This is a genomic window from Clostridium sp. MCC344, assembly GCF_018785365.1.
Taxonomy (GTDB): Bacteria; Bacillota; Clostridia; order Lachnospirales; family Lachnospiraceae; genus Pilosibacter.
This window is the reverse complement of record NZ_WQPQ01000018.1, coordinates 36730-48657: the sequence shown is the minus strand read 5'-3', so window position 1 is coordinate 48657 and position 11928 is coordinate 36730. Positions and strand designations below refer to the sequence as shown.

Below are 11928 nucleotides of genomic sequence, written 5' to 3'. Positions count from 1 at the left end.
AAATCACTAGATTATAAGCAACTTTTAAAAGAGCGGTGGAATTTACTTTTTCACTGGAATTTACTTTTTCAAGTCAGCCAAAAAGTCCACCCACATCTGGATTTCTCCTAATGCCAGTAGACTCTGTTCTATTTCCATTATTATATTTTTATTCAGCTTTCAAGCTCTTCGCCAGACTCGTCAGCAACGCCGCCATCTCCGGGTTTCCCAGGCTATATAATTTTTGGAGCAACCTCCCTCTTTTTCCAGGCACCTGCTAATTGCCATGGTGGATTCTGTACACGATATCACATCCCTTAAAGATATATTCTCTGGCTGTTTTGCAATCTGATATCCACCCTTTATCCCTTCACAGGCTTTTATGATTCCTGCTTGTTTTAATTTTTTTGTTATTTTTGGAATATAACTGGATGGAACACTTAGTTCCTGAGATAATTCTGATGTAGAGATCATCCATCCCCAATACGGGGCAAATAGACGCTCTATGTATATAACGATATTCAATTTCATCTGCTATAACAGCATGGTACTCAAAACATCCGCCTTTTTTGATTAGCTGGATTTTTGGCACGATTTTGGGGCTGATTAGCAGGAAGGGCATTTTCATTAGCAAGAACAGCCCGTTTTCTGCTAAAAATTAGCTGGCGATTTTGTCTTATAACAACCGTTCGATTCTGGAGTGCTTGTCAAAAATCAAATTTTGGAGTAGAATTTTATCTCATACAGTGAACGAGCTTTTTCGCAGCTTTTTATATAAGAAAAGCCGAAACCCCTTGAAAACAGAGGCTTTCGGCGTTGTTAGCTGGCGTCCATAAGAGGATTTGAACCTCCGACCCCACGCTTAGGAGATGGACCCAGTGCATATATTCCCTATCAACGGAGATAAAGAAAATGCAGTTATATCAAGGCATTTCTCCACATTCACTGTAAACCTCGTACAAGCAAAATCAAGCAAAAACAAAGGATTTTAGCCCCCTATTGTTTGCACTCTGTTTGCAAAGGCGCGAATTTTAGCGTTAGCCAAAAGTTCAATTCCCGTCGGGACTTAATTATATTTATGGTCTCGTGGACATAGTCTACCATACATAGAGGCTCATTACAAGAGGTATTGAGCCAGTAAAAGTGCCTGTTTTATCTTTCTCAGGAAAGGTAGAGCAGGCACTTTTTTTCATATCTAAACTTAGAAAGAAATGAGGTGAAATTATGAATACACAGATTATTGCCATAGCCAACCAAAAAGGTGGTGTCGGCAAAACAACCACTTGTGCCAATCTTGGAATTGGTCTGGCTCAGTCTGGGAAGAAAGTCCTTCTGATTGACGGAGACCCACAGGGAAGCCTGACCATCAGCTTGGGCAATCCCCAACCTGACAAGCTGCCCTTTACACTGTCAGACGCTATGGGCCGTATTTTGATGGATGAACCAATTCGTCCCGGCGAGGGTATCCTGCACCACCCTGAGGGCGTAGACCTGATGCCTGCGGACATCCAGCTATCTGGTATGGAGGTATCTCTGGTAAACGCTATGAGCCGAGAAACCATTCTGCGACAATATCTGGACACGCTGAAGGGGCAATATTCCCATATCCTTATTGATTGCCAGCCCTCCCTGGGTATGCTTACGGTCAATGCACTGGCTGCCGCCAATAGGGTTATAATCCCCGTCCAGGCAGAGTATCTTCCCGCTAAAGGTTTGGAGCAGCTTTTGCAAACTATCAATAAGGTTCGAAGACAAATCAATCCCAAGCTGCAAATTGATGGGATTCTGCTGACGATGGTAGACAGCCGAACCAATTTTGCCAAAGAAATCTCCGCTCTCCTGCGCGAAACCTATGGCAGCAAAATCAAGGTGTTCGGCACCGAGATTCCTCATTCTGTCAGGGCAAAAGAAATCAGCGCCGAAGGCAAAAGCATTTTTGCCCATGACCCCAATGGCAAGGTGGCTGATGGATACAAAAATCTGACCCAGGAGGTGATAAAACTTGAAAAGCAGCGCGAAAAAAGTAGAGCTGGCCTCGGTAGATGATCTGTTTACTACTGAAGAAAGTCGGCAAGACGAGCAACTGGAAAAAATTCAGGAAATTCCCCTATCTGAACTGCATCCGTTCAAGGATCACCCCTTCAAGGTCAAGGATGATGATGCAATGATAGAAACCGCAGACAGCATCAAAAAGTATGGAGTGTTGGTTCCTGCGATTGCCAGACCACTGCCTGATGGCGGTTATGAGCTGGTAGCCGGTCACAGACGCCGCAGAGCCAGCGAATTGGCCGGAAAAGAAACCATGCCTGTCATTGTGCGCGACTTGGATGACGATGCTGCCACAATTATTATGGTTGACAGCAATTTGCAGCGAGAAAATCTGCTCCCCAGTGAAAGGGCTTTTGCCTACAAAATGAAGCTGGAAGCCATTAAACATCAAGGAGCAAGAACAGACCTGACTTCTGTTCAAGTTGAACAGAAGTTGAGCGCCAGAGACCAGGTGGCAAAAGAAGCCGGTGAACGAAGCGGTATTCAGGTAATGCGATATGTTCGTTTGACTGAGCTGATTCCAGAGCTTTTGGATATGGTGGATGAAAAGAAAATCGCATTTAATCCAGCCTATGAACTCTCTTTTTTGAAACCGGACGAACAGCAAATGCTGGTGGAAACAATGGACTATGAGCAGGCCACCCCTTCTCTTTCTCAGGCTCAGCGAATGAAAAAGTTCAGCCAGGACGGGAAATTGTCAGAAGATGTGATGCTTGCCATCATGTCAGAGGAAAAAAAGGGTGATCTGGATAAAGTGACCTTGAGCAGTGATACCTTGCGAAAGTATTTCCCCAAAAGCTATACACCGGCCAAAATGCAGGAAACCATTATTAAACTGTTGGAACAATGGCAGAAAAAACGCCAACGAGATCAGGAACGATGAAGGGAGAGCCTATGAAAGATATTGCAGCAAGGGAGCTGAAAGGCCACAACATTCTTGCAGTGGAGCGATTTTGGGACAGCACTTGCTGGATGATTGAGTTTACTGTCTTGCGCCCTACTGCTTATGGAGAACCCGGTGACGAAATGAGGCTTTTTCTCACAGAGGACAGGTATCAGTCAGCTCTGCAAAGCCAGCAGCGGCGAGAAATCAAAATTAAGAGATATGCTCATGTTATTGAGGGGCATATTCTCGACTTCAAGCCTAAAAAACACCGTCGTTCATAACCGATACAACGAAAGGAAAGGAATGAATATGTGTACTGTAAGAGAAATCCGAGAAGCTATTCAAGAAGATTGCCGCTCACAGCGTGATATGGAATCCACCGAGATTGACTGTGTTTTTCAAACCTTACCATTTTCTCAGGAAAGGGATCTGTTTGATAAACCACCAATGCCAAAACGCCCCTACCGACGCAAGAAAAAAGATACAGACAGACCCTAACCGCTGCCACAATTCTCTTATGAATTGCGGCTTTTTTCATACCTGAGAAATGAAAGGAGTGAAGTAAATGGCTGTTTTTCGTGTAGAACGCACTGGCGATTACACGGTTATCAGCAATTTCCATCTAAAGGATAAACGGCTTTCTTTGAAGGCAAAGGGGCTCTTGTCACAGATGTTATCTCTGCCTGATGACTGGGATTATACGCTGTCAGGACTCAGCTATATCAATCGAGAAAGCAAAGATGCAATCCGCTCTGCTGTCAATGAGCTTGAAACAGCCGGATACATTCGGCGCAGACAGACAACTGATGCTTCTGGTAAATTCGCAGCCAATGAGTATACCATTTTTGAGCGTCCCATCGAGGGAGAACCGATGTTGGATAAGCCGTCGTCGGAAAACCCGATAACGGTAAACCCGTCAGCGGTAAATCCGTTACCGGAAAATCCAACACAATTAAATACTAAGAAATCAAATACCCAAAAACAAAATACTCATGGATCAAATACCGATTCCATTCCCTTCCGGGAAACAGCGGCGGCAATACCGCCGGAACGGAAAGGAAGGGATGCGATGTCTGTCACAGAGATAGAAAATTATTGGGAATTGATTTTAGAGAATATCGAGTATGACTGTCTGAAGCAGCGTTATCCTCTCTACCTGGATGACCTGAATGAGATTGTAGAGCTGTTGGTAGAAACGGTCTGTGCCAAACGAAAGACCACCCGGATCTCTGGTGCGGACTTTCCTCACGAGATTGTACGCTCCCGCTTTTTGAAGCTGGACAGCTCTCATATCGAGTTTGTCATGGACTGTCTGCAAAAGAACACCACCCAGGTACGCAACATCAAGCAGTACCTGCTTGCAGTGCTGTTCAACGCTCCTACCACCATGAATAACCACTACACTTCACTGGTAAATCACGATATGCACGCAGGCGGCTGGTAATCAGCCGCTTTTGTATTACACCAAAGGAGGCACAGCATGAATCAGATTGAAATTTTCAATAGTCCAGAGTTTGGAAGCATTCGAATAGTCGAGGAAAATGGGAAATACCTGTTCTGCGGCGCTGATGTTGCAAAATCGCTGGGATACAAAGATACAGTAAACGCCCTAAAGACACATTGCAGAGAAGATGGGGTGGCGTTTTACCACCTCACCGATAATTTGGGGCGTGAACAGAAAGCTAAATTCATCAGTGAAGGAAATCTGTATCGTTTGATTGTCCACAGTAAATTGCCATCAGCTGAACGATTTGAGCAATGGGTCTTTGACGAGGTTCTTCCTACCATTCGCAAGCATGGGGCCTATCTCACAAAAGAAAAGCTATGGGAAGTAGCTACTTCACCGGAGGCGCTGCTCAAGCTCTGCTCGGATCTTCTGGCTGAGCGAGAGGAGAATGTATCTCTGCGCATAGCAAACGCACAGCTGGAGGGTAAAGCCGCTTTCTATGATCTGTTCATTGATTTGGAGCATAGCACCAATCTCAGAACTACTGCCAAAGAGCTTGATGTACCGGAACGCCGCTTTGTCCGATTTCTTCTGGAAAAGCGTTTTGTGTACCGCACTGCGTCCGGCAATGTACTGCCCTATGCAAAGCCAGCCAATGAAGGGCTGTTTTGTGTAAAGGACTACTGCAATCACGGACATACCGGTTCTTATACGCTGATAACACCGCAAGGCAAGCTGTATTTTGCTGAACTGCGAGACAGTATCCTGATGGTGATATGATAAATCACTATTTTCTCCGGCGGCTGGTGGTCCCGCCTTAGAAAGAAATGCACCACCCCTGCACATTTTATGGAATAGGAGGCGATGAAAATGCAGGAAGAAGTGGAAAACAGGACTTTAACGCTGGTTGTCAGTGGAACAAAGTTCACCGGCAGGCTGCTCAAAGCCGCCATCAGCAAGTACATGGCCCACTGCAAGGAAAAGAAGCTGCAAAAGCAGAGAAGCCGTGACGCTCCTGTGACACCCCACGGCAAACAGACCGTCAAGCAGCTCATTGGTCAAAATCAGGGGATCTCCAATATCGAGATCACAGACCCTTCCATCAAGGAATTTGAGAAGATCACCCGGAAATATGGTGTGGATTATGCGGTGAAGAAAGACCGCAGCAGCTCCCCGCCCAAGTACCTGATCTTTTTCAAAGGCCGTGACGCCGATGCGCTGACCGCTGCATTTACCGAGTACACCAGCAAAAAGGTCAAGAAGGCCGAGAAAACGGAACGCCCGTCTGTGCTGGCAAAACTCAGTCAGTTCAAAGAGATGGTCAAAAATGCTGTGGTGGACCGCACCAAGCGAAAGGAGCTGGAACGATGAAAAAGCAGTTTGACATCAAAAAGCTCGTTTTGCTGAACCTGCCCTATCTCCTGATGGGGCTGTTTGCTACTAACTTCGGGGAGGCATGGCGGCTGGCTCGGGGGGCAAATGCTTCGGAGAAATTCCTTTCCCTGTTTGCTGTCCTGCCTGGGGCGTTGCAAAGTTTCTGGCCCAGCCTGCATCCGTTGGATCTGCTGGTGGGGCTGTGCTGCGGTGCTGGCCTGCGTCTGGCGGTGTATCTCAAAAGTAAAAACGCCAAGAAGTACCGTCACGGCATGGAGTATGGCTCTGCCCGTTGGGGAACCCGTGAGGATATTGCTCCCTACATCGACCCGGTGTTCCAGAACAATGTCATTCTCACAAAAACCGAAAGCCTGACCATGAACAGCCGCCCCAAGGACCCAAAGACCGCCAGAAACAAAAATGTGCTGGTGATCGGCGGCTCCGGTTCCGGTAAGACCCGTTTCTGGCTCAAACCAAATCTGATGCAGATGCACAGTTCTTATGTGGTCACAGACCCGAAGGGAACCATTTTGGTGGAGTGCGGGAAAATGCTCCAAAAGGGCGCACCCAAACTGGGAAAGGACGGAAAGCCTATGAAGGATAAGCACGGCAAGGTCATTTATGAGCCGTACCGCATCAAGGTCCTCAATACCATCAACTTCCGAAAATCAATGCACTATAACCCTTTCGCCTATATCCATAGCGAAAAGGACATCTTGAAGCTGGTCACAACGCTGATCGCCAATACCAAAGGCGAAGGCAAGGCCGGGGACGATTTCTGGGTAAAAGCGGAGACGCTGTTGTACTGCGCGCTCATTGGCTATATCCACTATGAGGCTCCGGTGGAGGAGCAGAACTTCTCCACCCTCATTGAGTTCATCAACGCCATGGAAGTCCGTGAGGATGACGAGGAGTTCAAAAACCCCGTGGATCTGATGTTTGATGCACTGGAAGCCGAGAAGCCAAACCACTTTGCGGTGCGCCAGTATAAGAAATATAAGCTGGCTGCCGGAAAAACAGCCAAGTCGATTCTTATTTCTTGTGGTGCGCGCCTTGCCGTATTCGACATTGCAGAGCTGCGTGAGGTCACAGCTTATGACGAGCTGGAGCTGGATACTCTGGGGGATCGGAAAACTGCTCTGTTCCTCATTATGAGTGATACAGATGACAGCTTTAACTTCCTGATCTCCATGTGTTATACCCAGCTTTTCAACCTGCTTTGCGAAAAAGCTGACGATGTGTATGGCGGCAGGCTCCCAGTTCATGTACGCTGTCTCATTGATGAGTGCGCCAATATCGGGCAGATTCCTCGTCTGGAAAAGCTGGTGGCCACCATCCGAAGCCGTGAGATCTCCGCCTGTCTGGTGTTGCAGGCGCAGAGTCAGCTCAAGGCGATCTATAAGGATAATGCGGATACCATCATCGGCAACATGGATACTTCCATCTTCCTGGGCGGTAAGGAGCCAACCACCCTCAAGGAGCTGGCTGCCGTGCTGGGCAAGGAAACCATCGACACCTACAACACCGGCGAGAGCCGTGGCCGGGAAACCTCCCACTCTCTCAACTATCAAAAGTTGGGGAAAGATATGCCATACTTGTTCGTGAAGAGTTCAGTTGCCTTGAATTTATCATGAACAGGGACACGATCAACTGGATTCTGAAATAACTGAATACAGGAGGTCGAACATGGAGCATTTACCAAAGAAAATCCATCAAAACGGAATCAGCTACACGCTGGTGGGAGACTACTACATCCCCGATCTGGAGCTACCGGAGGAAAGCCGCCCCATTGGGCGGTGGGGCCGGATGCACAAAGCGTTTCTGCAAGAACACCGGCCCGGCCAGTACAATGCCCTGCTTCTGTCGGGAAAACTCTGGACATATCTTGCTGACCTGAACGAACAGGCCGCTGACCGGCTGGCGTGTATCGTCTCGCAGATGCAGGAGGCGGAGGGTGTCACCGAGGAACTGAAAGCCCGTGACCAGCTTGCGTGGGTCGGGGGCATGAACAGCATTCGCAGCCGAGCAGAGGAAATCATCCTCTCTGAGATGATTTTTGTTTAAGGAGGTGCCTGTCTATGAGATACCGTATCGAATACGCCGATGGGCGTTATTGTAACTTTGCCAACGGCAGGGCTGAGCTGCTGAAATGGCTGAAACTGCTGAAGCAAGAGGAAATCTCCGACATCCGCAAAGTATATAAAAGCGGTGTGTCAGATTCCGTCCTGGAAACATACCGGAATTATATCCGCCCAGCATAAGGAGGGGCGCTTATGGGTACAGATATAGAAAAATTGGTTGATTTGATGATTCAGGAGCGGATGCAGAGCCAGTTTGCTAAGTGGCGGGAGGCAGAAACCGGCACGGAGAAAAAAGAGGACTGCCTTCGCTTGGAAAACGAGTATGAAAAAGCAATCAGCGCATTGTCTGAGGAACAGAAGGACGCTGTAAGACACTACTGTGATTCTATTTTCGATTCTGGTGCAGAAAGCGAGTGCTTCTTTTACCGGCTGGGCCTCAAAGATGGCATCCGTCTCTGGAAGTTTATGAAAAAGCTGATGAAAACGGTCAGCTAACGGATGTATAACCACATATTTTATTCCGCCCACAAACGGGTCGAAAGCCGTCCAACGGTACAGATTGGGCGGCTTTCCTGTTATCTGCGTTTCTTCCGCTTGGGCGCATAGTACGGCTGCGGCTTGGCCTTTCCTCTCATGTTGTTGGGATTTTTGAGCATTTTGGACAGGCTCAGTATCCGCAAAAATGCAGAGAAGTCCTCTGAGGAAATCTTCTCGAAGGGTATCTGCATTCTGTCGCAAAATTCGTGGATTACCACTTCCTCTTGGCTGCCCTGTTCGAGCGCCTGTTCAAACTTTTCCTTGACGTCATCCAGCGTGGGCTGCGGGTCGGCGGTGGTCTTGTCCTTGCGGTGTGCTTCCCGGATGTCCCGGACGATGCTGTCCAGATCATCGTGCATGACATGGCTGTAAAAATCGCTTTCCTGCACCTGCCCCAGTTCCAGCGTCCGCATATAGAGGTCATCTTCTCCGGGCGCATACTTGCTCATGACGGTCTGCCGGGTGGCCTCCAACACCAGATTCATCTGCTCCACCCGCATATTGGCGATCTGGTCGATGCAGATTTCCATATCTATCATCAGCCGCCGGAAATTCGGGTGGGCAGCCAGTTCGCAGAGAAGCCGGTTGTTGATTTTGCCGCTGCTCAAAAGTTCCACCATATCATCACTCAGATGCAGAGATTGAAGTTCTGTGTTTGGGTGATTTTTATTTTCCGTCAGCCCCATCAGATAGTCGGTGGACACGCCGTAAAAGTCCGCCAGCGTTGCAATCGCAAACGGGCTGATGTCCTTGTAGTCATCGGTTTCGTATTTTCCCAGCGCGGATTTAGACAGGCCGGTCTGCTCCGCCAGTTGTTCCAGCGTCAGGTGCTTGTCCACCACCCGCAGGTCTTTGAGCCGCTCCGGGATTGTCAGCTTTGCGTACATCCAAAGCCCCCTCTCTCGTTATCTTTTTCAGTGATTACACCCATTATAGCACGATTCCATAAGCGTGGAAATATGCGGATTTCGAGCGTTTTTCCGACGTTTTGGATATACGGGAAAGGGCCTCTTTTTTCGGTAAACTGGTTCTTGCAGACAGGCACAGAACCTTGAAAATCGAATGACCGGCTGCAAGGGGTATGGCCTCCGGGGAAGTGACGCCAGGACAGAAATCGAGCACACCAAAGAGGCCGATACGCCGGGAGAAATTCCGGGCAGGAGCGGCTTGCAGGCAGACCGGCGGACAGGAAACAAGTTTATCATGCGGGGCGCATGGCTCCGCAGCAAAGAAATGGAGGAAATCATTATGACACTGAGTATGAAAGAAAAGAAGATTCTCTACGCTTACGGCTGTCTCAGCCACCACAATACGGTGACACGGCTGAAATGGCTGACGGCTCTGACGGTTGACCCGGAGGCCAAACGCCGGATGCTGGGGCTGGCCCGGAAGGTGGAGACGGAGATGAACGAAAGCTGGTACGAGGATTTTTATCACCATCTGCGCATGGAGATGGACGAGTACCGCCGTCTCAAGCGCAACCTGCGTGTGCTGAAATCTTACACCGATTATGAGGAGGATCTGTATGAAGAAGCTGTCTAAGTATGAGAAAGAAACCATCATCAACTGGAACGAGGCGGAGAACCTTGCCAGCGTCTACACCTTCAACGCCAGCTTGAAGCGCAGGCTGGCTGATTTCAGCCGGAAGTACCCACTGTTGTGCCGGTTGGAGCGCAGCACGCCGGAGGGCAGCGTGACCTATGTGCTGGACAAGTCCCGGCTGTCGATCCGGCTGGTGCCTCCGTACAGCGAAGAACGGAAAGCCGCCGCAAGGGAGTACGCAAAGGAGCATGGCTTTCAGGTGGTGGTAACGGAAGAAAAAATCGCCTAAAATCGGGGTGTTTACGGGAAAAATGACGGGTCTGCACCCGATGTTTTGACCGGCAATCCCCGCAGGCGTATTCCGTATCCACTCCCCGCCTATGGGCGCAAATGTGTGGATACGGAGCCGGTGAAACTGGCAAACACCGTTCCTGCGGTGGAAGCCAGCTTCGCCGGTGCGGAAGTACAGAGGGCGGCCAGCCCTTTGTGGCGGGGTGCAGGGGCGGCAGCGCACTGCTGGGGTCAAGGGGCAACGCCCATTGGCAGGTTAAGGGCGGCAGCCATTATCGGGTCAAGGACGAAGTGCCTTGGCAGGTTGAGGGCAGCCGCCCCATCGGGTCAAGGGTGAAACGCCTTGCCCAGGGAAAGTTGATGCCTGCGTCAACTTGTATTGGGTATTACCTGACGCAAAATTCGCAGGATTTGCGGCTTCGCCGCCCCTTCCCCGGCCCCAGAACATCTTCGCAGGAAGGAGGAAATCTGTTTGAAACTGACACGACACAATGGACGCTCCGGCAAGCATGGCACCTATAATCCCCGCCACAATGACCGCCGGTTCGATGTGGAGAACAGCGAACACATTGACGCAGAACGGGCAAGGCAAAATGTCTACTGGGACTGCTACCGGGGCTTTACCACCCATGAGTTCCGGGAGAACCCGGAGCAGCCGGATTTCAGCTTTGAGGAAATCGAGCGGATGTATTACTACGAGCATTACGGCGGCTATGTGGAAGCTCAGAACGCCCGGAATGAGAAAACCCGGCACACCGAGCGCAACCGCACTGTGGAGGACTTGCTGAAAAACAACAAGACCTGCCCGGAGGAAAGTATCTACCAGATCGGCACGATGGGAGAATCCGTCTCGCCGGATACGCTCTTTTCCATCGTCAATGAGTTTTATCAGGAATTTGAGCGCCGCTTCGGTTCCCATATCCACATCCTGGACTGGGCGCTCCATCTGGACGAGGGGACGCCCCACATCCATGAGCGGCACGTCTTTGACTGTGAGAACCGCTATGGGGAACTGTGCCCCCAGCAGGAAAAGGCGCTGGAAGAACTTGGCATCCCTCTCCCCAACCCGGAGAAGCCCAAAGGCCGGAACAACAACCGCAAGCAGACCTTTGATGCGGTCTGCCGGACGATCCTGTTTGACATCGCCAGACGGCATGGGCTGCATCTGGATCAGGAGCCGTCCTACGGCGGGCGGGACTATCTGGAAAAACAGGATTATATCCTGATGAAGCAGAAGGAGCAGCTTGCGGCGCAGGAGCAGAAGCTGGAAGAACTGACGCTCAAAATCGAGGACGTGGAGACGCTGTTAGATGATGTTTCCGATGCGGCCTATGACAAGGCGGTGGAGGTGGTGACCGATACCGTCCGGCAGGAGACACACAAGGAAGATATTCGTCTGGTGGAAGAATCGAAAAAATGGGTGCTTTCGCCGGAGCGCAAGGCCCCGAAGAAGGAGCGTGACTACGCTGCCGCCCGTCTGGATGGAGTGATTACCAAAATCAAACGGGTCATGCAGAACGCCCTGGCAAAAATCCAGAAAACTCTCATGCAGCCGGAGGTCAAGAAGGCCGGTAAGGAGCAGATTAAGGAGAAGGCCAGAGAATCCATCCGGGAGAAGCTGGCGAAAGGCAGGCTGAACGCTGACCGAGATAACCGGGAACGCTGGGAACGTGAGGGGCGGATTGCTCCGAAAAAGAAACACGATATGGAGTTATGAGGCACCTGATTTTCTGCGGAAACGG

General features: G+C 49.8%; 14 protein-coding genes and 1 pseudogene. 13 read left to right on the top strand and 2 right to left on the bottom strand.

Features of this window, described 5'->3' with window-relative positions:
* Window positions 1–180: 180 nt before the first annotated feature.
* Complete coding sequence (locus GPK90_RS04235) at window positions 181–504, bottom strand: RrF2 family transcriptional regulator (RefSeq protein WP_243022391.1); 324 nt, start codon at window positions 502–504, stop codon at window positions 181–183.
* Window positions 505–1203: 699 nt separating this feature from the next.
* Between GPK90_RS04235 and GPK90_RS04230 the strand changes: the two genes are divergently transcribed.
* The 10 genes and pseudogenes from GPK90_RS04230 to GPK90_RS18975 all read left to right on the top strand — a co-directional run bounded on the left by GPK90_RS04230 (window position 1204) and on the right by GPK90_RS18975 (window position 8311).
* Window positions 1204–2025: a ParA family protein gene (locus GPK90_RS04230; protein WP_118040977.1), complete on the top strand. Its 822-nt coding sequence runs from the start codon at window positions 1204–1206 to the stop codon at window positions 2023–2025.
* Window positions 1982–2911 carry a ParB/RepB/Spo0J family partition protein gene (locus tag GPK90_RS04225; RefSeq protein WP_118040975.1) on the top strand — a complete coding sequence of 310 codons (930 nt, stop codon included), beginning with the start codon at window positions 1982–1984 and terminating at the stop codon, window positions 2909–2911. The genes GPK90_RS04230 and GPK90_RS04225 overlap by 44 nt, the downstream gene beginning before the upstream one ends.
* Before the next feature lie 11 nt (window positions 2912–2922).
* Window positions 2923–3195 (top strand): DUF5720 family protein, encoded by a 273-nt coding sequence (locus GPK90_RS04220; protein ID WP_118041055.1) that lies wholly within the window; start codon window positions 2923–2925, stop codon window positions 3193–3195.
* A gap of 284 nt (window positions 3196–3479) precedes the next feature.
* A complete protein-coding gene (locus GPK90_RS04215) occupies window positions 3480–4358 on the top strand; it encodes a DUF6017 domain-containing protein (RefSeq protein ID WP_215702229.1) in 879 nt (292 codons plus the stop codon).
* Between the two features lie 36 nt (window positions 4359–4394).
* The gene (locus GPK90_RS04210; RefSeq protein WP_002569245.1) at window positions 4395–5141 is read left to right on the top strand and encodes a BRO family protein; all 747 of its coding nucleotides are present in this window, start codon (window positions 4395–4397) and stop codon (window positions 5139–5141) included.
* A gap of 90 nt (window positions 5142–5231) precedes the next feature.
* A complete protein-coding gene (locus GPK90_RS04205) occupies window positions 5232–5732 on the top strand; it encodes a PcfB family protein (RefSeq protein ID WP_118040969.1) in 501 nt (166 codons plus the stop codon).
* Window positions 5729–7324, top strand: a pseudogene (locus tag GPK90_RS04200) (VirD4-like conjugal transfer protein, CD1115 family); the annotation flags it as partial. The gene GPK90_RS04205 and the pseudogene GPK90_RS04200, both read left to right, overlap by 4 nt.
* A 97-nt stretch (window positions 7325–7421) precedes the next feature.
* A complete protein-coding gene (locus GPK90_RS04195) occupies window positions 7422–7799 on the top strand; it encodes a TnpV protein (protein WP_055219871.1) in 378 nt (125 codons plus the stop codon).
* Window positions 7800–7813: 14 nt separating this feature from the next.
* Entirely contained in the window at window positions 7814–7996 is a 183-nt protein-coding gene (locus tag GPK90_RS04190; RefSeq protein WP_055219873.1) for a hypothetical protein, read from the top strand.
* A 12-nt stretch (window positions 7997–8008) separates the two neighbouring features.
* Window positions 8009–8311 (top strand): hypothetical protein, encoded by a 303-nt coding sequence (locus GPK90_RS18975; protein ID WP_055219875.1) that lies wholly within the window; start codon window positions 8009–8011, stop codon window positions 8309–8311.
* An 80-nt stretch (window positions 8312–8391) separates the two neighbouring features.
* On the opposite strand, the gene GPK90_RS04180 is transcribed toward GPK90_RS18975, so the two are convergent.
* Window positions 8392–9240 carry a helix-turn-helix domain-containing protein gene (locus tag GPK90_RS04180; protein ID WP_055266762.1) on the bottom strand — a complete coding sequence of 283 codons (849 nt, stop codon included), beginning with the start codon at window positions 9238–9240 and terminating at the stop codon, window positions 8392–8394.
* Window positions 9241–9601: 361 nt separating this feature from the next.
* Here GPK90_RS04180 and GPK90_RS04175 point away from each other — a divergent pair, with 361 nt between their 5' ends.
* The 3 genes from GPK90_RS04175 to GPK90_RS04165 all read left to right on the top strand — a co-directional run bounded on the left by GPK90_RS04175 (window position 9602) and on the right by GPK90_RS04165 (window position 11903).
* The gene (locus tag GPK90_RS04175) at window positions 9602–9895 is read left to right on the top strand and encodes a hypothetical protein (protein WP_055222221.1); all 294 of its coding nucleotides are present in this window, start codon (window positions 9602–9604) and stop codon (window positions 9893–9895) included.
* Window positions 9879–10184 (top strand): hypothetical protein, encoded by a 306-nt coding sequence (locus GPK90_RS04170; protein WP_055222220.1) that lies wholly within the window; start codon window positions 9879–9881, stop codon window positions 10182–10184. The genes GPK90_RS04175 and GPK90_RS04170 overlap by 17 nt, the downstream gene beginning before the upstream one ends.
* A 474-nt stretch (window positions 10185–10658) precedes the next feature.
* Entirely contained in the window at window positions 10659–11903 is a 1245-nt protein-coding gene (locus tag GPK90_RS04165; RefSeq protein WP_117760454.1) for a plasmid recombination protein, read from the top strand.
* Window positions 11904–11928: the final 25 nt, after the last annotated feature.

Bases quoted from the DNA above. Each gene is read 5' to 3' on its own strand.
- GPK90_RS04230 (WP_118040977.1), top strand. From the start codon at position 1,204: ATGAATACACAGATTATTGCCATAGCCAACCAAAAAGGTGGTGTCGGC.
- GPK90_RS04220 (WP_118041055.1), top strand. From the start codon at position 2,923: ATGAAAGATATTGCAGCAAGGGAGCTGAAAGGCCACAACATTCTTGCA.
- GPK90_RS04215 (WP_215702229.1), top strand. From the start codon at position 3,480: ATGGCTGTTTTTCGTGTAGAACGCACTGGCGATTACACGGTTATCAGC.
- GPK90_RS04210 (WP_002569245.1), top strand. From the start codon at position 4,395: ATGAATCAGATTGAAATTTTCAATAGTCCAGAGTTTGGAAGCATTCGA.
- GPK90_RS04205 (WP_118040969.1), top strand. From the start codon at position 5,232: ATGCAGGAAGAAGTGGAAAACAGGACTTTAACGCTGGTTGTCAGTGGA.
- GPK90_RS04195 (WP_055219871.1), top strand. From the start codon at position 7,422: ATGGAGCATTTACCAAAGAAAATCCATCAAAACGGAATCAGCTACACG.
- GPK90_RS04190 (WP_055219873.1), top strand. From the start codon at position 7,814: ATGAGATACCGTATCGAATACGCCGATGGGCGTTATTGTAACTTTGCC.
- GPK90_RS18975 (WP_055219875.1), top strand. From the start codon at position 8,009: ATGGGTACAGATATAGAAAAATTGGTTGATTTGATGATTCAGGAGCGG.
- GPK90_RS04180 (WP_055266762.1), bottom strand. From the start codon at position 9,240: ATGTACGCAAAGCTGACAATCCCGGAGCGGCTCAAAGACCTGCGGGTG.
- GPK90_RS04175 (WP_055222221.1), top strand. From the start codon at position 9,602: ATGACACTGAGTATGAAAGAAAAGAAGATTCTCTACGCTTACGGCTGT.
- GPK90_RS04170 (WP_055222220.1), top strand. From the start codon at position 9,879: ATGAAGAAGCTGTCTAAGTATGAGAAAGAAACCATCATCAACTGGAAC.